General features: G+C 68.3%; 16 protein-coding genes. 4 read left to right on the top strand and 12 right to left on the bottom strand.

Annotated elements, in window-relative coordinates:
• Positions 1–294 precede the first annotated feature (294 nt).
• Positions 295–1,812: a hypothetical protein gene (locus tag NIE111_RS15645; RefSeq protein ID WP_238685088.1), complete on the top strand. Its 1,518-nt coding sequence runs from the start codon at positions 295–297 to the stop codon at positions 1,810–1,812.
• Between the two features lie 197 nt (positions 1,813–2,009).
• Here NIE111_RS15645 and NIE111_RS32435 read toward each other — a convergent pair whose 3' ends face one another.
• The 3 genes from NIE111_RS32435 to NIE111_RS15635 all read right to left on the bottom strand — a co-directional run bounded on the left by NIE111_RS32435 (position 2,010) and on the right by NIE111_RS15635 (position 5,299).
• Positions 2,010–2,183: a transposase gene (locus tag NIE111_RS32435; RefSeq protein WP_353962153.1), complete on the bottom strand. Its 174-nt coding sequence runs from the start codon at positions 2,181–2,183 to the stop codon at positions 2,010–2,012.
• 51 nt (positions 2,184–2,234) lie between these two features.
• A complete protein-coding gene (locus NIE111_RS15640) occupies positions 2,235–3,923 on the bottom strand; it encodes a hypothetical protein (RefSeq protein WP_238685087.1) in 1,689 nt (562 codons plus the stop codon).
• Positions 3,924–4,672: 749 nt separating this feature from the next.
• Positions 4,673–5,299 carry a TetR/AcrR family transcriptional regulator gene (locus NIE111_RS15635; RefSeq protein ID WP_238685086.1) on the bottom strand — a complete coding sequence of 209 codons (627 nt, stop codon included), beginning with the start codon at positions 5,297–5,299 and terminating at the stop codon, positions 4,673–4,675.
• Positions 5,300–5,338: 39 nt separating this feature from the next.
• On the opposite strand from NIE111_RS15635, the gene NIE111_RS15630 reads away from it, so the two are divergent.
• Complete coding sequence (locus NIE111_RS15630) at positions 5,339–6,175, top strand: hypothetical protein (RefSeq protein WP_238685085.1); 837 nt, start codon at positions 5,339–5,341, stop codon at positions 6,173–6,175.
• Positions 6,176–6,608: 433 nt separating this feature from the next.
• Here NIE111_RS15630 and NIE111_RS15625 read toward each other — a convergent pair whose 3' ends face one another.
• A complete protein-coding gene (locus NIE111_RS15625; RefSeq protein WP_238685084.1) occupies positions 6,609–12,434 on the bottom strand; it encodes a caspase, EACC1-associated type in 5,826 nt (1,941 codons plus the stop codon).
• A gap of 90 nt (positions 12,435–12,524) precedes the next feature.
• Here NIE111_RS15625 and NIE111_RS15620 point away from each other — a divergent pair, with 90 nt between their 5' ends.
• Positions 12,525–12,977 (top strand): effector-associated constant component EACC1, encoded by a 453-nt coding sequence (locus tag NIE111_RS15620; protein WP_238685083.1) that lies wholly within the window; start codon positions 12,525–12,527, stop codon positions 12,975–12,977.
• A 308-nt stretch (positions 12,978–13,285) separates the two neighbouring features.
• Positions 13,286–13,825, top strand: a complete 540-nt coding sequence (locus NIE111_RS15615; protein WP_238685082.1) for a DinB family protein — start codon at positions 13,286–13,288, stop codon at positions 13,823–13,825.
• Positions 13,826–14,047: 222 nt separating this feature from the next.
• Here NIE111_RS15615 and zwf read toward each other — a convergent pair whose 3' ends face one another.
• The 8 genes from zwf to NIE111_RS32020 all read right to left on the bottom strand — a co-directional run bounded on the left by zwf (position 14,048) and on the right by NIE111_RS32020 (position 21,220).
• Positions 14,048–15,541, bottom strand: coding sequence for a glucose-6-phosphate dehydrogenase (gene zwf / locus NIE111_RS15610; protein WP_238685081.1), 1,494 nt, complete (start codon positions 15,539–15,541; stop codon positions 14,048–14,050).
• 692 nt (positions 15,542–16,233) lie between these two features.
• A complete protein-coding gene (locus NIE111_RS32025) occupies positions 16,234–16,368 on the bottom strand; it encodes a hypothetical protein (protein WP_258395732.1) in 135 nt (44 codons plus the stop codon).
• Between the two features lie 340 nt (positions 16,369–16,708).
• Complete coding sequence (locus NIE111_RS15605; protein ID WP_238685080.1) at positions 16,709–16,918, bottom strand: hypothetical protein; 210 nt, start codon at positions 16,916–16,918, stop codon at positions 16,709–16,711.
• A 15-nt stretch (positions 16,919–16,933) separates the two neighbouring features.
• Complete coding sequence (locus NIE111_RS15600) at positions 16,934–17,167, bottom strand: hypothetical protein (protein WP_238685079.1); 234 nt, start codon at positions 17,165–17,167, stop codon at positions 16,934–16,936.
• A 995-nt stretch (positions 17,168–18,162) separates the two neighbouring features.
• Positions 18,163–19,410: an iron-containing alcohol dehydrogenase gene (locus NIE111_RS15595; RefSeq protein ID WP_238685078.1), complete on the bottom strand. Its 1,248-nt coding sequence runs from the start codon at positions 19,408–19,410 to the stop codon at positions 18,163–18,165.
• Positions 19,403–19,552 (bottom strand): hypothetical protein, encoded by a 150-nt coding sequence (locus tag NIE111_RS15590; RefSeq protein WP_238685077.1) that lies wholly within the window; start codon positions 19,550–19,552, stop codon positions 19,403–19,405. The genes NIE111_RS15595 and NIE111_RS15590 overlap by 8 nt, the downstream gene beginning before the upstream one ends.
• Complete coding sequence (locus NIE111_RS15585) at positions 19,549–21,009, bottom strand: NAD-dependent succinate-semialdehyde dehydrogenase (protein ID WP_238685076.1); 1,461 nt, start codon at positions 21,007–21,009, stop codon at positions 19,549–19,551. The genes NIE111_RS15590 and NIE111_RS15585 overlap by 4 nt, the downstream gene beginning before the upstream one ends.
• Positions 21,010–21,085: 76 nt before the next feature.
• Entirely contained in the window at positions 21,086–21,220 is a 135-nt protein-coding gene (locus tag NIE111_RS32020) for a hypothetical protein (protein ID WP_274531144.1), read from the bottom strand.
• Positions 21,221–21,228 lie beyond the last annotated feature (8 nt).

Genomic DNA, 21,228 nt, shown 5'->3' with positions numbered 1-21,228 from the left:
AGGCCGCGGCTTCCGCCCCAGCCGACGGCTTGGACCGTATCTTGCGTCGAGCCGTAGGTGTTCAGCATCGTCATCGGCGGTGGGGCAATCGGTCGTGTCGCCCTGCCAACACGGTCCGCGCGCACCGTGAGCGAACCGTGCTGCGGGATGCAGATGGCACGCGACGATTGACCACGGTCCTGGCGTGCGCCATGATCTCCCTCAACTTGATACTGATGCCTGTCGCTCGCACATCCAATGCTGGTGCGGGGCGGCGGTCGCGCGTCGGCGTCTCACGGGGGAGATCGTTGCCGAATGACCATGTCCAGATTCAGGCCTGCCACCACGTCGGAATTCCGGGCGCAGGCGGCCGAGGGCGACACACCGAATGATCGGCCGCTGACCGTTGGTCGTCGCCGCCTGCTCACCGGTGGGTCCCTCGTCGCCGCGTCGCTGGTGGGCCAGAGCCTCGTCGGCAGCGCCGCACGGGGTGCGACGGGCACCGAGCTGTCAGTCGGGAAGGTGGAGATCACTCCACCGGCGGGTACGTACCTGGCCGGTTACGGCGTCGACGTGCCCCGCAAGGCGACCGGGGCCGCTGCGCCGTTGTTCGCGCGGTGCACGATCCTTTGGCACGCGGGGGTGCCCCACGTCATCGTCACCGTCGACGTCCTCGGTTTCGCGCGTGGCCTGCACCGGTCGATCCGCAGCCAGGTGGTCGCTCTTGGGCTGGCGTCGGAGAACTTCGCGCTGACGGCCACGCACACGCACAACGGCCCGGTGCTCCCCGACAAACTCGACCCGTTCATCTCGTACGCGATGGACTCGGCCCAGCAGGCACAGGTGCGTGCCTACGGCGACCAGTTGGCCGCGCGGATCGTGCAACTGGTCCGAGACACGCTCGACGGTCCGCGGACGCCGTGCACGCTCGACTACCAGGTCGTCGACCAGCACTTCTCGTACAACCGGGAAAGTCTGCCGTACGTCGAGTCGGACGTGCCTGTCCTCACGGCTCGTACGCCGGGTGGTGAGCCGCTGGCCGTGCTGTTCAGCTACGGGTGCCACCCGGTGGTGGCGGGGTCGCAGACCATGTTCGACCCGGACTACCCGGGGGACGCGGTCACCCGGATCGAGAAGGCGACCGGCGCCTTCGCCCAGTTCCTTCTCGGGCCGGCCGGTGACCAGAACCCTGCCGGTGCGCGGGGTTGGGCCCAGCGGAGCCTGCGGGGCGCCGAACTCGCTCAGGCCGTCACGACGGCGTTGCTGCGGCCAGGTCGGCCGGTCGCCGGCCCGACGACGACCCATTACCGGGAGGTGAGCCTGCCGCTGGATGTGACGCTGACCGCGGGCAATCTTCGGAACGTGTCCGCGGCCTACACCGTGCGGTCGAACAATGTCTCCCTGCCGGGTTACTACCGGCGGCACGCGCGGCAGATGATCGCGCAGATCGACGCCGGCACGTTCGCGACGTCGATCCCGGTGCCCGTCCAGTCCTGGAGGTTCACCGGCAGCCCGGACCTCCGGCTTCTGCTGGCCGGCGGCGAGATCGTTTCCGGATACGCCGTCTACTTCCGGGCGCGATACGGCACGTCGAGCCGGCTGCTGTTCGCCGGCTACGCAAACGAGGTAGGCGCGTACCTCCCCAGTGATGAACTGTTGCGGAGAACGTCGACGTACGCCGGCGGGATCGACAGCGACTTCCCGGGCATCGCCGGCGGCTCGATGACGGTCTACGGCTGGTTGGGGCACCTCAAAGGAAAACCGACAGCAACATCCCCCGACGGCATGGAGCAGATCCTCATCAGCGCGATCGACGCGGCACTGTCGGCGTAGCAGACCTTCGGTCGGGCAAGCGCCCGGATGTGCGAGCCGTCGATCACCGCCCTCGACATGTCCAGCTGATCGGTGGCCCGCAGCTTGCCGAGCAGGATCTCGTGCAGTCGTTGCCATGCTCCGGCGTCGTTCCAGTCCCGCAACCCCCGCCAGCAGGTCTTCCCAAAGCCGAACCCCGACTCCTGAGGCAGGAACCTTCACGGAATCGCGGTGTGAAGCATGGACAGGATTCCGCACAACACTCTGCGGTCGTCGAGGCGCTTACGCCCGGGGAACCGGTGCCGGCGTGGTGGTCGGGGTGGCAACAGTGGTTCGATCTCGGCCCAGAGTTCGTCCGAGACGATCCACGGCGGCTGCTCACCCCTCCTCACGTTCAGACAGAACGATCCTCGTGTCCCGAGGACACGCCCAACAGCGTTTCGTTAGGGGTTCTTGGTGTTGGTGTCGATGGTGAAAACCACGTCTGGCCCGACGTCATGGCGGGTGATGCCGGGTACGTCGGGGACGTCAAGCAGTGGTTCGTACGGGGTACCGTAGACCCGGTCGCGCAGCAGGACGACGCTGCGGATGCCGAGCTGGTGCAACCGATCCAAGGCCGGCTTGCTGGGGAAGGTCGCCATAACGTCGCGGATCGCCTGACGGTTGGGTGTGGTGTAGCTGGCCGCACCGTTGACCATGGTGGGAAAACCGTCGGTCGACCAAAGGAGGACGTGGAGATCGATTCCGTCGTTGGACGGCAATACCATGATGGGAGCGTGCGCGGAGGCTAGCGCCATCGCGGCCGGTTTGGCTGGGGTTTGGGGGTGGTCCAGGTCAGGTAGGCCCTCAGCTAGCACGAGGACCAGCAACGGAACGGTCAGTAGCCGTGGCGCTCTCACCGACCATTCCGGCGTGGCGTCCCTGCGAGCCACCTCGGCCAGGTGGGTGACCAGGCCGGCCGCGAGGATGGCCAGGCAGAGAGTGGGCCACAAGATCAAGCGGCCTGGTGTACGGGATCCATCGAACCCGGGCACGTAGAGATAGAGCAGGCGGTAGATCGGCCCGTTCGTGCCCAGCGCGAACAACACTCCGACGACCGCCCCCAACAGCAGCAGAAGCCGTTGCACCGGTGACCAGCGGGATAGGAACAGGCCGGCGAAGGCCAGTAGATACAGCGCGTACCCGCATAGCAGCACTTTCTCAGTCGGTACGTCACCAAGAGCGGTGCGGGCGTCGTTGTGCAGGGTGCCCCAGGGCAGCGAGGACTGCGGCGCCACGAGAAGTCCGCGCAGTGTCGGGGAGAAATGCGCGACGTAGTCCCAGTCCCGGGTGACCTGTGGGTTGAGCTCGCGCACGTGTTGGTACGCGTACGCGAAGTATCCGGTCACCGCGGTGAAGATCAGCCCACCGATCAGATCACTGACGATCAGCCGGAGGCTAAGGCGTGGGCGGTGGATCAGCCAGGCTGTCAGTGTGATCAGGCAGAGGGCGGCGAGGACGTATACGAATCCCAGCCCCACGCCGAAGCCTAGGCTGACCTGCCAGGCCGCGACCAGCCAGCCAGCGAACGCCCAGCCCGGCCGGACTCGTTCGGCAAGGTAGCCGCGGGTGAACGAGAGTCCGTGGCCGCGCGCCAGCATCGCCAGGGCCAGAGTGATACCACCGGTGGAGAGAATGTTCAGATGTCCGTCGTGGCCGTAGCGCCAGGGCGCGTAGGCGAGGGCGGCCCCGGCTACCGCGGCGGCGACCTTATTCGCGCCAAGTTGGCGCAGGAGCGCGTAGCCGCCGAGGAAGGCGAGCGCGAATGCCAGCACGAACAGGATGTTGTAGCGCAGCACGGCGCCGACTACACCATTGCCTATCAGCCCTGCCGGGGCATAGCCGAGCAGGCTGTCGTTCAGGGCTAGGCCGTACGTGTCGGGATAGAAAGCGTTGGTATCCCACAGGCCACGCAGACGGTGGGTGAGTGCGTGGCCACCCCATCCCACCAGCCATGCTTGGGCCGTCGGGTCACCCACGTCACCGACGATGGTGTGGGCCGGGTCGGCGATCGGCACAGTCCTGGCGCCGGCAGTCAGCATGCGAATCGCGTACGGCGGAATCAGCCAGATCATCGCGACAGCGAGGAGCACCGAACCGAGGCTCGCGATACTCAGTTCCCGCCGATGGGCCCTACGTGTCAGCCAGTCCCTCGTGCCTCGACCGGCGCGCGCGAGTCGGCCATTTTTTCCTAGCTCGCTGAGAGTGACGGCTGATGTGGGGCCTCCTGCCGGTGGTTCTCCCTGCGTCATCACATTGACCCTCACTGTTGAACGGCCGCAGTAAATCATGAGCAGGGCGGCGTATAGAGTCAAGACATCGATCAATACCGTTCCGGTAGCCGGGACTGCTCGCGATCGCGGCGGTGGTTTCGGGATCGAGCCGCGTCGTGCTGACGGAACATCACCGTCCCCTTTGGACCGGCCTCGCTATCTCGATGTTGGGCGCGCAACACCCTGCCGCGCGCCCCGTTGATCGCGACCTTCGTCCATGCCTGCGGCCTGGACCATGACACTGCGGACCGGTATCCCTGGACTCGGGCAATGCAACAGGCGCGACCTGGGCCACGGGCATCGTCACGAACGTGGTCGTGAACGTGCCGATCGACCTGTCCACACTGCGCTGGGGCAAGGATTTCCCTCCGGAGCCCTGGCAAGAGCGCCGTAACCGCTGGGAGTGGTTTCAGGGATTGCGACCGGCTTGCCGACGGTCAGTCGCGGCCAGTACCCGCCTGGCTTCGGATGCGGTGCCCGTGGGGCGAGGTGGCGTGGCCTTCGTGGTCGTCGTCTACCTCGTAATCTTCCGTACCAGGACGGCCTGTCATAAGGCGCCTCCTGACACGTCAGCTCAGGAGTTCGCGGGCCAGGGCCTCGGTCCACCAGCGTTCGACTTGATCGGGTTGCCAGCCGCGTTCGTCGGTCAGTGTGGTGTAGACGTCGATGTTGCAGATCGCCGCGTAGATGTCGACGGCCGACGGGATGTCCAATCCTTGCCGGAGAACGCCGCCCGGCCACGACGAGAACACCTGGATCCTGGTCTCGTTCCCCCGCTGACGGCCGTCGCGGTAGGCCGTCGCCAGCTCGGGCTCGGTGCGGCCCGCCTCGCGCACGAGCGCGATGATGTCACCGGCGCGCTCGAAGAGGCGCCGGTCGTAGCCGGCCATCGCCGCGAGTTGCCGCACCGGATCGTTCTCGGCCCCTTCCAGTTCGGCGAGCGACTGCGATGGATCCGCGGCGATGTCGGCCGCGTCGGCCAGGGCCTGGATCAGCCCGGTCTTGTTCCCGTACACCGCGTAGACGGTCGGCACCGAGACCCCGGCCTCCCGCGCCACGTCACGTACCGTGGTCGCCCCCCAGCCGCGGGAGAGGAACAGTCGACGAGCGGCGCTGGCGATCTCACCCCTGGTCTCTGCCGCTTGCGCCGCCCGGCGCAGTGATTCGTACCTGCGCCTGCCTGTCTCGGCGGTCATGACTTGCCCCTTTCGGTTTCCGTGCCTTATATTGAATGCATGTCGCGTAAACTCGGCGTGGGAAGCACCTGGACGTTCTCGCGGATCGCCGGACTCGCCGGACTCGCCGGACTCGGCTTCGCCATCCTCATCGTCTCCATCAACGCCTTCCTGGTGCCAGCCGGCCTGCCCCACACCGGTGCGGAGACCAACGACGTTGTCCAGTTCTTCACCACCCAACAGGACACCGTCGGCCTCGCGTCAGCACTCGCACCGATCGCCTGGGTGCTGGCCACCCTCTTCGGCGCCGGCGCGGTCTCCGTGCTGTGGCGGACCGACCGTGAGCAAGGCACAGCCTGGTCCCTGGTCGGATTCGCCGGGGTGATCCTGCAGAACATAACCTTCACCGGCGTGATGGCCGCGCGGCTCGCGCTCGCGTCAACGACCGCGCAGGACAGCAGCACGATCGCCGGACTCTGGGCACTGCACAACGCGCTGTTCATCTTCAACGGCACCTTCTTGGCACTGGCCATGACCGGCCTGTCCATCAGCGGCCGACGCGCCGGCCTGATCCGCCGCTGGCACGGCGGGATCGGCCTGCTGGCCGCCGCGCTCCAGTTCGGCTCGGCCGTGCTGAGCCCCCTGGTCATCGACGACCCCGGTCCGGTCGGTCTCCTCGGCCTTGTCGGCTGGCTGATCTGGGTCGTGTGGATCGTCGCCTACAGCATCACCCTGATCCGCCTGACATCCGCTCCCACCCAGGCGATACCGAATGACCGACGCACCGGTCCCGTTGAGTCATTTCGATCAGACCATCGGCAGGCCGATCTGCCCAATGGCCAGCGTCGCCATCCAGCACAGCAGCGCGTCGAACCGCCGGAGAGCGCGCAGGCATAGACATCCGCTCATCGGCGTGAGCGCGCACCGCGTCGCCTCGCGGAGGCGCCTCCGGCGGAGAGGGCTCGTGACAAAGACGGGTTCCGAACGCCTGGCGCCGGACCGAGGTGGGCTGATCGTCAGCTGAGCGGGATGGCGCCGATTAGGCGTATCCCACGTCGGGCGTCGGTCCGTGGCGGCCCACCGAGACGAACCCCTTGCCCGGGGTAGGCGAGTCGCGACGGGCGGGCGCACGCTGTTTTCTGGTGACGGCACGACCCCGATGGCGGGGGAGCGGGGCGCGGTGGGACCCAGCAACAGGGCTCTACGTCCTTGGGTTACACCTGAGGGCTGGGGACCACATGGGGACCAGTGGGCGGTGGCGCGGACTCGAATGATCGTTTGAGCTAAAAGTCGCCCCGTCGCCACCCGCCTGCAGCGCGACCGACGCCGGTCACGGGAAATCGTCGGGGCTGGTACCGGGCAGCGTGGCCAGCAGCTGCCCGGCCAACCAGCGGACGGTGTCATCGTCTTCCTGATGGGCGAGGCGTACGAGCACGGTGCGGGTCCGGGGGTCCGCACCGTTGTGGCGCGCCATCGCGAGCAGCGCAGTCCGGCGGATCTCCCAGTCGTCGTGGTCCACCAGCCGAATCAGCAGCTCGCGACCCTCCAGCCAGTCGGTCAGCATGGTCGCCAGCTGCTCCACGGTCCGGCGTCGGACATCGAGGTCCGGGTCGTCGCGGATCAGCCCCACGAGCAGCATGCGCACCGCGGGATCGGTCCCGAAGTGTTCGCCGAGCGCGGCGGCGGTGCGGGCGCGGACGGCCGGGTCGTCGTCGGCCAGGCGGCGCATCAGCCGCGTCCTGACCGCCGCGGCCATTGGCGCCAGGTCCGGCTGGGTCAGACGGTGCAGCGCCGCGTCGATCACGGCCGGCTCCGTGTCGGTCTCGATGCACTCCAATAGCACGTCGGTCACCGCGTCAGGGCTCCCGTCCGTGCAGAGGGCCTGCACTGCGGCCAGCCGACTGCCTGCGTAGCTGTCCCTGCGGGCCCGCCGGCACAGCGTCGCCACCAGGCCGTCGGTGTCGCCGTGGCCGGCGAGGGCCTGTGCGGCCGCGCGCAGCACGTTGGGGTCGGGGTCCCGGCGGACCTGCTCGGCGAGGCATTCCCGCACCTCAGGGTCCGGTGGGTCGGCGAGACGGGCCAGGCTACGGGTGACCCGCAGCCGGACGATCGGGTCCCGCTCCTGGGAGGCTCGGCTGATGAGCAGATCTCGGGTCGCGTGACCGAACAGCGGTCGCCCGGTGAGCAGGTCGACCGCAGCGAGCCGGACGCTCGCGGTCGGATCGCTGCGGGCGCTCTCCAGCAGCAGTTCCCCGGTGCGGTGGTCGGGGTAGGCCTTGGCCAGCGCGCGCACCGCGGCGAGGCGTACCGTCGCGTCCTCGTCGACGTGAGCCGTGCGGGCCACCACGGTCCACCCGGTGTCGTCGGCGCGGTCCCGGTCGATCAGAGCCGCGACCGCGGCGGCCCGCACGGAGGACTCCCCGTCCTGCTCGATCTGGTCGATCAATCGGGCCCGGCAGCGCCCCTGCGAGTCGGGTACGAGCGCCAACCGCCGCACGGCCACCGCGCGGACCCGCGCGGACGTGTCCGAGGAGGCCAGCTTCAGCAACAGCTCGGTGTTCTCCGGGCCGGGTCGCTCCGGCAGCAGCTCGGTCAGAATGCAGCATCGGACCTCGTCCGGGGAATGGCCGTTGACCCGCTGCAACGCCGTGGTTCCTGCAGTCTCGGCGTATTGCGGCAGAACCAACAGACCCTTCAGCACGCACTGCACCACACCGGGGTCGGTGTCGGTGGCCAGCAGCCGCTGCATCGTCTCGGGTACGCCCGGAAGGTCGGGCCGCGCGGCGAGTATCTCCGCAGCGGCCCGCCGTACCGTTGCGTCCCGGTCCTCGGTGGCACGCGCCAGTAGCAACTGGCGGATGTCCTCGGACGATTCGACCCCGCCGAGGGACTGGACGGCGATCGCGCGTACCGCCGGGTCAGGTGAATCGGCGAGGCCGCGGAGCATGTCGATGAGGTCGGGGTCGGCGCTGAAGTGGGCGACCAATGCCCGTACCGCGGCTTGCCGTACCGCCGTGGAGGCCTCTGCCCGTGCCTGGACGAGCAGTTGGTCCCGACAGTACCGGCGGCCGCGGCTCGTGGTGTCCAGCTGGCCAGCCGCCTCGGCCAGCCCGGCGACCAGTGTGACGCCAGCCTGTCGATCGGGGCTCTGCCCGAGTTCCCTGACCAGCAGCTCCTCCATTTGCTCCTCGGTGGTGGACAGCACCGCGGCGATCCGCGTGGCGAAGGGAGAGCCGGATCGCCAACTGGTCCGGACCCCGCGGCGGCGGTACCAGTGCAGGAAGATCTCCCGGCCGGGCCAACTCGGGCCGAGCGCCCGGATCGGGGACAGCAGTTCCTGCTCAGTGAGGTCCACCAGGTTCGGGTCGTCGGCGGAGATGCCATGCTCGATGAGACGCACGACCTGGCGCAGCACGGCGGTGCCCGCGCCGGCCAGTTCGGCGGGCTGCGGCGCCTCGGCCACGCACTGCGCAGCCAGCACCAGGTTCCACGGCGGCCCGGTCAGGTTCAGCGGCGGCCACGGTTGAGTGGCCTCGGTGGCGAGCAGGGTGACCAGCTTGTTGACGGTCTGGGCGGGCAGGGCACTGGCGACCAGTCGAAGCACCTCCCGCCACGACGGATCGGCCCAGTGTTCGCGGAACAGCGAACGCAGACGATCGAGGTCCCAGGTGGTCGGGTCCTGCTCGCATCTGTCCACGATCTCCTCGGCACAGAAGAACTCCAGGAACGCGCGGTGCACGAACCCGAACAGTCGCAGTCCGTATCGTTCCAGGATGAAGCTCCGCTGCCGCAATTTGTCGATCATCGAGTAGGCCATGGCGAGCGCCCGCTCATTCTCGAAACCGTAGAACGCGACGAGGTGGTCCCGGGAGATGCGCGCGAGTTCGTCGGATTCAATGTAGTTTCCGGCGGGGCCGGACTCGCGGAACTGCATCCAATACGCCAGGTGACGCAGCAGTCGACGCTTCGCCTGCAGGTCCAGCGACGGCACGTCGCCGTGGCTCTCGCGCAGTTGCTTGGTCACATCCCACTCGGAGATCAGTACGTCGGTGACGTGCGCGTAGAGCCGGCGTCGGTTGCGGGGCAGCGGGTGACCCCGGCCGACGATCGCCATGAGCATCAGCAGCAGGGGGTTGCCGGCGATCTCGCGCATCGCTCGAGAACTGCCCACCACGTCGAGGATCTGCCGCCGCTGCCGCTCTGCCTCGACAGCCGGCGTGGGCATCACGTAGCGGTACCAGTTGCCGAGGAACCTCGCGATCTGCTCGTCGTCGAGATCCTCCAGGGTGAAATGGTCGAAGCCCGCGTTGGCAAAGGTGTGCCGCTGGTAGCCGACCGCCCGCGAGGTGACCACTGTCAGCACCCCCGGGTACTCGTTGGCGAACGTGGCGATCTGCGCGGCCACCTCTTCCCGCTGCGCCGGGTCGAACACCTCGTCCAAGCCGTCGAACAGGAACAACGCCTGGCCGCCCTGGCGCAGGTACGCCTCCAGCACGTCCTGGTCGAAACCGGCGAGCCCCTGCTGGTGGCGGTGGCCGACGTAGTCGAGCAAGCCGTCGCACCGGCCGTCCCCGTGATGGGTGGCGTAGGAGCGCAGCTCGATCAGGACGGGTAGATACCGGTCCAGCGCGCTCAGTCGAGGCTCGACGCACACGCCGGCCAATGTCAGCGTCAGGTACCGCGCGGCCGCGGACTTGCCGGAACCGGGGTCGCCCAGCAGCACGATCGTGCGCCTGCCCGGGTCGGACACCACGTCGAACAGCGACAGCTCGTCCTTGGCCGCGTATTCGTCCCAGAGCCGCTCCACATCTTCCGGGTCCACCACGCCGGGCAGCCCACCAGCATCGCCGTCGGATGTGGAACTGGCCCAGCGCCACCAGGCGAGGGGCATCTCCGGCCGGGCATCCTCGTGCACCCGTGGTTCCACGAACACCTCGGGCAGCCCGACGGTGAGGTAGCCGCTGGTGGGTCGCGGTGAGACGGCGTCCAAGGGCATCGCCCGGTGCCTCATCGCCAACTGCTGGTAGTACTGGCTGCGTAGGGCCTGCGGCAGGTGGGTGTCCGGGTCGGCGGACTCGCGGCCCGGGGGTCGATGCCTGCGTACGTCGGCCAGTGCGACGGTCACCTTGGCGGCGAGGTCGTCCACGTTGGAAAAGAAGGCGCAGAGATGGCGCTCCTGGAGCTCGCGGCGCAACGCGATGATCCGCTGCCAGTCGGCATCCCGGTCGATCATGTCGACCGGCCAGGGCGTGTCCTCCGCGAGCAGGAAGATCAGGCAGGGCTTGCCGGCGGCGATTGCCTCCCGATACTCGAGTTCGGTGATGGAGGATTCCTGGCCTGGCGGGCGGTACCCGTACCGCCAGGCGAACAGCCCTACGTAGACGTCGCTGCGTCGTACGTCGGCGAGGCAGCGTTCCAGGGGTGACTGGACTTGGGTGCCGTACGCCTCCATGGCCACATCGTCGATCGCCAAACGCCGAGCCGCTGTGTGCACGGCGGCCCGATGGTCCAGTAGGTCCTTCTGGGTAGCCGAAATGTAGACCTTGATCGACGACGCACCCCTGCCGTGCAGGTCGGCCAGCGCGCCCGTCAGCCTGACCGCGGAGTCGTCCGGAAACACGGTCGAGCCGAGCGGGGCAGACGGAAAGATCTTGACCGTGACCGCCTCCCCGGAACGAGCCACGATCGGCCCGGCGGCGCCCTGCTGGCGGCAATCCGCGACCGCCCGGGGAATTCCGGCCCCTTCGCTCTCTACCAACTTGTTCCAGCTCAGCACATGCGCTAGCCAGAAGTTGCGCTGCCGCGACTCGCTGCGCAGCTCGCTGAGCGGGCATTGCTCGTCGTCGGCCAACTCGGCTCCCGCCCAGGTGCCTGGGCTGGTCACCTCGATCCGGTCGGAAAAGACCCGGACATGTACGCACATCTCGCGCTGCTGGTAGTCGCGGTGGGCGAGCGCGTTTGCGATGATCTCGCGGACGGCAATCATCGGGTAGCGGTAGACCGGCTCGGTGACGGCCGCGCCCGTAGTTGGCACCTCGCCGAGTCGAGCGAGTTCAGCGACGAAGTCACGGGCCTGCTTGATCTGCTCGGGAATCGTCCCTCCCAAGGTGCGCTTGTCCATCGGCGCGTCCTTGCCGGGGCCGTGGTAATGGGTGCACTGGACAGTGGCGGTGGGTACCACCGCGGTCGGATCCTCGCCGAACAGCAGCGCACCGGCCCGGGTCAGCCGGCCCTCGCGCATCAGAAGGGCGGCCCGCATGAAGTCGGCGGCCGACCCGCGACGCGGCACGGAGCGGCCCACATCCTTGCGCATGGCCGCACGGAACCGACTAACCCGCCGCGGGCTGAGGACGGTGGCGGTAGTCGTACCATCCAGGAACGGGTGATCCGAGTCCTCGGGGGGCGTCGAAAGTCGCTCGGCTTCACTGCGCCCGTCGGGCAGGTCGGCGGCGACTGACACGGGCCGCCGGGCGATCGGCACGTTGCCGAACCCGTCGAAGCGGTGCCGAGGCTCCGACGAGCCTCGCACGGCGGCTTGCAGGTACTCATACAGATCAGCGAGATCCACCATGCCGTCGCCGTCCTTGTCGTCGGCGCCGTGCAGCAGTCCGTCGACCAGTGCGTTGGTGAACGGGCTCGGCAGGTCCTCACCATCGGCGTCAGCAGCCGTCTCTGATGCGGCGGTGGCGGTGAGCACGAACCGGCCCTTGCCGGCTAGCAGCCGCTCGACGGCGACTGGACCCTTGAACGCACCGCTGTGGCAGCAGTCCAAGACGATCACCTTCGCTCGGGCCAATGAATCGCCGATGATGTCGTTGAGCGTGTCGTTGGAGACAGCGGTACCGGGCAGCAGGCTGGACGTTGTGTCCCGGGCACAGAGATAGAGTTTCTGGTTTCGGCTGCGGCCATGCCCGCTGAAGTAGAAGAGCAGCACGTCCTCCGGCTCGGCGTCGCTGAAGAACCGGTTGGCCGCCTCCGCGATCTCGGCGCGTGAGGCATCAAAGAGGATCGTTACGTGCTCTGAGGCGAACACGCCCATCTCGTCGTCGGTCAACGCGGCGCTGAGCAGACGTCCGTCGATGCGGGGGCCGTGCAGGGCATGCAGCTTCGGGTCGGCCTCGTACAGGGAGTTGCACACGAGAAGTGCCCGATACATCGGCGGCTCCTGGCCCACGTTCCTGCGGTGAGTGCCTTACCCTACGGCTAGCTACCGACCGACCACAGTAGCAAGTCCGGAGGTCCCTTTATGCCATCCGCTCGAATCGTGCTGCTTCCCGGCCTGTCCACACTCACACCCGATGACGAGCCGCTGCAAGCGGCGAGCGCCGAATTGGTAATGGATCTGCGCGAGGTGGACGGCCTGCGGGCGACCGAGGAGGGCATCCCGGTGGTCGGCCGCAAGGGTCAGTGGACAGAGCTGGTGATCGCGCTCGGTGGGCCGAGCGTGGTGGCGGGAGCGGTGACCGCGATGCGACTGTGGCTCAGCCGGGACCGGCGCCGGTCGCTTACGCTCACCGCGTCGCGGGCCGGCGAGGATCCGCTGCGGATCGAGATCAGCGGTGACAACGTCGCGGAGAGGACGGTGCACGAGGCGGTCCAACGGCTGCTCTTCGCGACGGGCGCTGCCCTCGGCGACTCGCCGGACGAGAGCCCGAACACCGGCCCTGACCCGTCGGTGCCCCCAGCGATCACACAGTGACGGATGTCCCGTGACGGGACACCTGAGCCAGCAGTGCCCCCGCGAGAACTTCCTGTACGGGAGGTCTCGCAGTCTCAGGTCTAGCGACGTCGTACTTCGGTTGATGCGGTACACGTTGACTCCGCTTGGGATCCGCGGTCCCCGAGCCGCTGGCGACCGACTGTGAACCTCTGGCCGAAGACGCGGATGCGTCAACATTCGCATCTAGCCGACGAGCGAGCGACGATCGAACTCCTCCTGGCGGCCGTCGACGTTGGGGCACCGCAAATCGCTTGACTGGTGCAGTCCGCCCGCTATTGGGTGGCGCCGTGAGCAAACTGTGGACCGCACCGCAGGACGACCCCAGGACCTTCGGTCAACCCGTCGGCGAAAAGGCGACCTACCGGGAGTACCTCGGCAACTACCGTCTGACCATAGAGATGAAGTGCGACGGACTGGACGCCGAGCAGCTCGGCCGACGCTCGATACCGCCCAGCACCCTGAGCTTGCTCGGCCTGGTGCGCCATTTGGCTCAGGTGGAGAACCACTGGTTCCAGCGTGTGCTGCAAGGGCGGACCGACGCACCGCTCCTCTACCAGCACGAGGACGACCCGGGTTGGGACTTCGGGGGCGCGGTCCCCGACCCAGCAATGGTGAAGGACACCTTCGCAACCTGGAAGGCCGAGATCGCCAAGGCCGACGAATGGCTCGACGCGATGGAGGAGGCCGACCTGGGCCGCGAGGTGCCGGTCGACGGTGGCAGCCACGGCACACGCGACGTGCTTGTCCACGTGCTCGAGGAGTATGCGCGGCACGCCGGCCACGCCGACCTCCTGCGCGAGTGCATCGACGGGCGAACCGGCCTGTGACCCTGTCGTAGCTGAAGGCGTTGCCGCAGCCGCCGGGGACACCGAGGCTGCCTCGCGCGGCGCGGTAGAAGCCGTCGCGAGCCTCGTCGGCCGGCCGAACCAGTTCCGTAGCGTCAGCGGGCGGACGTCGGTGACCGGCCCACTGAGAGGACCGCGCTGCGAGTCGATGGTTGAGACCAAGCGATCGGGCTCAGCAGCGCGGTCACACTCGTTGTGGCAGAGTCACGCGGAGTTGCGCCACTTGCGGCCGTGCCGGCCGATGAGCCGGTCGGCGTCGGTCGGGCCCCAGGAGGCGGCCTCGTAGGTGGGGATCGGCGAGTTGTCCTTCTCCCAGTTGTCGATGATCGGGTCGACGATCCGCCAGCACTGCTGCACCTCGTCGCTGCGGATGAACAGCGACGCGTCACCGATCAGCGCGTCCAGGAGCAGACGCTCGTACGCCTCCGGGGACTCCTCGACGAACGTCTGGTCGTAGGAGAACTCCATCGTGGCGGTGCGGACCCGGAAGGAGTGGCCCGGCACTTTGGCGCCGAAGCGCAGCGAGATGCCCTCGTTCGGCTGGATCCGCAGGATCAGCGCGTCAGCATCGAGGCCGGTGAGCTGGTCGGTCGGGATCGGCAGGTGCGGCGGCCGCTGGAACTGCAGCGCCACCTCGGTGAGCCGGGCCGGCAGGCGCTTGCCGGTGCGGACGTAGAACGGCACCCCGGCCCACCGCCAGTTGTCCACGTTGAGCCGCATCGCGGCGTAGGTCTCGGTCCGCGACAGGGGGTCGACGCCGGGCTCCTCGCGGTAGCCGGCCATCAGCTCCTCGCGGGTGCCGCCCCGGGTGTACTGGCCCCGGACCGCGGCCTCGGCGATGTCCCGGTCGGTGGGGAGCCGGATCGCCTGCAGCAGCTTCACCTTCTCGTTGCGCAGGCCCTCAGCCTCGAATGAGGCCGGTGGCTCCATCAGTGCCAGCGCGAGGACCTGGAGCACGTGGTTCTGCACGATGTCCCGCATCGCGCCGGCGTCCTCGTAGAAGCCGCCGCGGCTGCCGACGCCGAGGGTCTCGGCGACGGTGATCTGCACGTGGTCGACCCAGGAGCGATCCCAGATGGGCTGGAAGATCGAGTTCGCGAAGCGCAGCGCCAGCACGTTCTGGACGGTGTCCTTGCCCAGATAGTGATCAATCCGAAAGACCTGGTGCTCGTCGAACGCGCTGTGCACGACGCCGTCGAGCTCGCGGGCCGTGACCAGGTCGCGCCCGTACGGCTTCTCGATGACCAGGCGGGAGAAGGAGCCTTCGCGTGGCTGGTTGAGCCCCACAGCGGCCAGTCCGTTGATCACCGGCTCGAAGGCCCCGGCCGGGGTGGACAGGTAGAAGAGGCGGTTGCCGGACGTGCCCCGTTGTGTGTCCAACTCGTCGAGGGTCTCCACGAGCCGCTTGTAGGTCTCCGGGTCGTCGTAGCCGCCGGCCACGTACCGCACGCCGCCCAGGAGCTGCCGCTTGCTGGCGAGGGTGCGTTCGCCGAGGGCGCTCTCGGCGAACTGCTCGTCGGTCATCGACGTACGGGCGACGCCGACCACCGCGAACTGGTCCGGGAGCCGCTCGTGCCGAGCCAGGCTCTCGATGGCGGGCAGCAGCTTACGCCGGGTCAGGTCACCGGAGGCGCCGAAGATCACCAGCGTGGCCGGCGGGGCACTCCGCTCCTGGATGAGCTGAGATGCGTGGTCCATGGTCTGCGTTCCTCCGGGCACAAGGGGTGTGGGATCGGGGGCGGTGCTGTCCTGCCAGGGATAGCGCGGGCTGTGGCGGTAGTGTCCGGGGCCACGCGGCGTGCCCCGTTGGTCACGGAGCTTGAGCGTCCCATGCTCAGCTGACGGGTAGGCGATCCGGTGCGGTCTGTCGGCGTACGTGATGGTGGTACGAATGATCGTGGCCAGATAGCCCGCGGAGGTCAACGGTCTCGCCGACGGCGGCGCCGCGGACCGCCAGCGGGCGGTTGCGGCGTTGCGCTGGTCTGGTGGTGGCGGCCCATCCTGATGCCGGTCTCATTGAAGGGCTGTTCGTATCCGCCTGTGACCGGAAGATGACCGGCAGAGTGCTCGCCCCGCAGCACCAGGCCGCAGCGGATTCTTGAGGTGCCCAACGCGAGCGGGAGCGGCGTCGGTGGGCGGTGGGGGACCTCATGCTCGCTGCGTCAGCCAGCTCCACCGCAGCGGTTTGCCTGCGGCTCTCACCTCGGAATGGGGCGTAGCTCATCATCCGCGGTCTGCTGGTCCTCGCTCGGCGTCCCAGCGCCCGCCGGATCCTCTGGGACTCTGCGACTGGCCCGTGGTTCTACGGCAGCAGCGGCAGGTGGGGACGTGACGATTGTCAGTCCCCACCGTCGTCGCCGTACTCGGAGAATGGAGCGATTCTGCCGGCGTCAGCGCCCGGTGGACACGATGTTTGAGGATTGCCCGTTCTGCTCGTCGCGCTTCAGGCGCTTCGCAGTCTGCTTCTCCTTGATCGTCTTGCCCTTCTTCTTGACGTTCGCCTTGCTCGTCGAGTCCTTGGACATGATCGAACCTCCTGGAGCAGGTCGGTGAACGTGCAGCGTGGTACTCGCCTGATCGCGGCGGCAGGTGACAGGAGACCCGCGGCGGGCGCGAAGTCCTTCTCTGCACGCCGACCCTACGCTGTTCCAGCTCTTGCCGACGTTGGGAAGCGCATCGACGATCGTGGGGCGATAGTTCGTGCCGCCTCACCGCTACGGTAGGCGGGTCGCGATAGCGCGGCCGGCGCGGCGTCCTCGCCCACAGGGGCGTATTCCCAGGCTGCCTCCGCCGGGGCGCTTCCTGTCACCGCAGGGCAGGCCCGCTCCATGGTGTGTGGGTCAGCGGTGGACGGGCGGCACGGCCTCAGCCTGCGGCCGCAGCGGTGATGTAGGTGTGGAACGCCGCTACTTGTTCATCAGTGACAACTGGTTCGAAGTCCAGGTGCTCGCTCGGAACGATGCTGGTACCGGTACCGGTGACTGTTACGAACCAGGCGCCTTCGTGGCCGAACCAGCGCGCCTGCGCCAGGACACCGATGTCGGCGCTCTCGGAGGGGTCATCCGGATCCTCCACGAAGACGATGCGAACCTACTGCCCGTCCTGTCCGTAGGGCGGCTGGGGAACGTGCAGGGTGAGATTGTCCGCGCCGAGGCTTTCACCGAAGAGGCGAGCTGCACCGGCCTGGGCCAGTGCCCAGAGATCCGCTGTCTTACCCGTGCGGCCTACCTCCACCTCGCCGTCCGGACCCTCGACCAGTACGGCGTATGAGCGGTCAGGCTCGTGCCGCACCCGTGCTCGCACCTGCATCCTGGGGTCGCTCATCAGTCAATGATGCGGCAGTCCCCCCAACGGCAGCGCGCCGCCGTGCAGCTTCTTTGCAGCCATGCCGGTCGACGCTTGCCGGCGGAGGGCGCTATCGGCCGGCGACCGAGCCGCCCAGGAGCACCCGGCCGTAGTTGGTGCCGGTGGACGCTCTCGGTCACGATCGTGCCGGCGTGTCCGCAGTGGTCTTACCGTGGTGCCGGTGGACATCCACCCCCTCGCCGCGGGGTATGCCTTGCGCGCGTCTGCGATCGTTGGCGGCGGATGTGCGGCAGAGGTTGAGTGACGATCGTGGCGGGTCTTGCGGGTCCGCGGCAGGTTTGGATGGTCGATGGTTGTCCTTGCCCAGCAGCTTCCAGCGCTAGTCGGCGTGATCGTGGGAGCCCTCGCCTCTTACCTTGTCAGCAGCGCGGGGGAGCGAGCACGATGGCGGCGCAGCCAGCGGGTCCGTTGGGACGAGAGCCGCATGCGGGTGTATGCCGAATATGGCGGCTCCGTCAAGCGGTGGGCCTACCTGTCGTGTCGCATCGCGGCAGCGCGAGGGTTCGACCACTCCGCGGCCCACCTGACCCCGGAAGAGGGGCTCCCGCTCTTGGCCGCAGCGGAGGACGATCGTGGAGCGCGGTGGGAATCGATGCTGCTATTGGGCAGCCCGGAGGTTGTTGCTGCTGCACGTGATTGGCATCAAGCTGTCCACCGTCTCGATTGGTACGCACGTGGTCGGTTGACGGATGCCGAGCAGTGGCTGCCGGCGATTCGGGAGATGGAGAAGTACCGCGACAAGTACTACGAATGCGCCCGGAACGATCTTGGTGTAGGTGGCGGAACGCTACCGCCGCCGGCATGGCCTCCTCCATGGGTTCCCAAGACCGGGACATGATCCAGCATCCCTAGGCTGGATTGCCGGGAAGGCTTCACCCGAGGAGGGTTGCGACGTCGGGCGCGATGGCGTGGCCGAGCATTCCGACACCCAGAGTGGGGCAGGGAACTCGTCGTCATGTGGAGGAGCTGTCTCTGCTTGGAGTCAGGGCGTGTCGGGTCCGGTCCCCGGTCCAGGCCGCTTCGAGGATCGCGGCCAGGCTGGCGGTGTCGGTCGGGCCCGGATGATTCTGGATCAGGCGGGTGACGCCACTGGCCATCTCCGCGAAGCGCGGGAGGTCGGCGCGTGCCACGCCGATGTCCGCCAGGGTGCGAGGGATGCCGATGTCGGCAAGGAGCTCGTCGAGCCAGGTGAGGAACGTGTCTGCGGCCTCGGCGTCGGAGGCGTCGGTCACGTCGAGCCCGCACACCCGGGCGAGGATGGCCAGCCGGTCGCTGATCGCATCCCTGGCCGCGTCCAGCGCGTAGGGCAGGAGCAGCCCGACGCCCACGCCGTGCGGCGTGTGGGTGGCTGCGCCGATGGGGTATTGGAGAGCGTGCGGGGCCGCGTTGCCCGCGTGGGAGAAGGCGAGCCCGGCGAGCATGGACCCGTAGGACATGTCAGCGCGCGCGTCCGTGTCGCCTCCGTCAGTGACAGCACGGCGCAAGCTACGGGCGATTCGCTCCGCCGCGCGGAGCGCGTAGTGGTCGGTGATCGGGTTGCGGCCGAGGAACACCTGCTCCACCGGGTCGCGCGGTCCGTGGGCCCGGGGTCGCGCGGTGTAGCTCTCCACGGCGTGACAGAAGGCGTCGATGCCGGAGTGGGCGGTGACGGTCGCCGGGCAGGTGTAGGTGAGTTCGGGGTCGACGATGGCGAAGTCGGGCACGATGTGGACGCTGGAGACTCCCACCTTCAGCTCGCGGTCCGGGTCGGTCAACACCGAGACGGGTGTCAGCTCGGAGCCGGTGCCTGACGTCGTCGGGACCGCGACGAGAGGAATCGTCGGTCCCGGCACTCTCGATTCGCCGTAGAAATCGCGGGGGCTTCCACCGTGGCGGCGAATGACGCCGACGATCTTGGCGAGGTCGATCACCGTGCCACCCCCGATGGCGAGGATCACGTCGGCGTCCACCTCGGCGGCGGCCGAGACGGCCACCGCGACGTCGGAGAGTGGTACGTCCGGAGTCGCGTCGGCGAACACCTCGACGACAGTGACCTTCTCCCGCACGGCGGCCACGATCTCGGCCACGCCCGGCTGCCCCAGAAGAATCTGGTCGGTCACGATGAGGACTCGCGAGCCGCTTTCGGCAACCACTCGTGGGATGTTCTGTGCGACCCCTTCGCCCACTATCAGCTGGCGTGGTCCGCGGACGGTCTCAAGCATGTCGGTGCCTCTCCGGAACGTCGGCGGCGATGAGCGGGGCGGACGTCCAGGTCACCTGCGAGACCGGGACGGCGTCGGCGAGGTTGGCGGCCCGGGTGGCGCAGGCGCGCGCGGCGGGCGCCCGGAGCGGCAGGCCGGTCACGGGAGGTCGATCGCCACGTAGGTGAGGTCGAGGTATTCGAGGATGCCCTCGTGCGACCCCTCCTTGCCGATCCCGGACTGCTTCACGCCGCCGAACGGAGCTGACGGGTCCGATATCAGGCCACGGTTGATGCCGAGCATCCCCGTGTCCAGGCCTTCGGTGAACCGGAGCGCCCGCTGGAGGTCACGGGTGAAGACGTACCCGGCCAGGCCGTGCTCGGTGTCGTTGGCCTTCGCCATCACCTCGTCGTCGGACGTGAACGAGATGATCGGCGCCACCGGGCCGAAGATCTCCGCCTTCAGCATCCGCGCGTCGTCGGGCACGTCGACGAGGACCGTGGGCGGGTAGAAGTGGCCCGGCCCATCCGGACGTTCGCCGCCCACCAGGACCCGGGCGCCGCGATCGACCGCATCGGCGACGAGTTCGTCGATCTTGGTGACCGAGGCCTCGTCGATCAACGCCCCGACGTTCACGCCGTCGTCGAGACCATGGCCCACCGAAAGCGCGCCCATCCGCTCGGCGAAGCGCGCCGCGAACTCCTCGCGTATCGGCTCCTCGACGTAGATCCGGTTGGCGGCGATGCAGGATTCCCCGATGTTGCGCATCTTGGCCACCATGGCACCGTCGAGCGCGACGTCGAGGTCAGCGTCGGCACACACGATCAGGGCCGCGTTGCCGCCCAGTTCCATGGACGTGCGCAGCACGTTGTCCGCAGCCTGTCGAAGCAGTACGCGCCCGACCTCGGTCGACCCGGTGAACGAGAGCTTGCGGGTCCGACTGTCGGCCAGCAGTGCGGAGACCACCTCGCCGGAACGCTTGGTGGTCACCACGTTGACGACGCCCGGGGGAACGCCGACCTCCTCCATGATGCGGGCCAGGAACAGCATGGTGAGTGGCGTCTGGCCTGCTGGCTTGGTGATCGTCGTGCAGCCCGCGGCCAGCGCAGGAGCGATCTTGCGGGCACCCATGGCCAACGGGAAGTTCCAGGGCGTCACGAAGACGCACGGTCCGACCGGCTTCGGCACGGTGAGGATGCGGTATCCACCTGAGGGAGCGGTGCTGTAGCGACCCTCGACGCGGACCGCCTCCTCGGCGAACCAACGGAAGAACTCGGCGCCGTAGGCCACCTCTCCACGAGCCTCGGCGAGCGGCTTGCCCATCTCGAGCGTGATGAGTCGGGCAACATCCTCGGATCGCTCGGTCAGTGCCCGGTACGTCGCGGTCAACAACTCTGACCGTTTCCGCGGCGGGGTCGCCGCCCACTCCGCCATCGCCGTGCTCGCCGCGTCCACTGCGGCGAGCCCGTCAACGACGTCGGCGTCCGCCACCTCGGCGATGGTCTTGCCGGTGGCCGGGTCCTCGACGGCAAAGGTCGCTCCGCTCGCGGCGTCGCGCCAGGCGTCGCCGATCCGCAGCCGCCGGTGCTCGGGGGCCAGCACGTTCATCGGGTCACTCATCGCGTCGCCTCCTGTGATCTTCTTCGTGATGTCCGGCGTGCCTTTAGCGATCGCGCTGTGTGCGTAGACGGACGGGTCACACGCCCTCGTCGGGGGAGAGGTTGCTGGGCGGGGCGAAGCCCGCGCCGCCGATCGCCCTCGCCGGCCACTGTCGTCGGCTCAGTGTCGTCAGGCCGTGCTCGCCGGTGACGGTCCACAGAGGCTCGACCACCGGGTGCG

It is taken from the genome of Micromonospora hortensis, from assembly GCF_022230935.1.
Lineage (GTDB): Bacteria > Actinomycetota > Actinomycetes > Mycobacteriales > Micromonosporaceae > Micromonospora > Micromonospora hortensis.
Note: the sequence above shows the minus strand (reverse complement) of the source record. Positions and strands in the feature narration are given on the sequence as shown.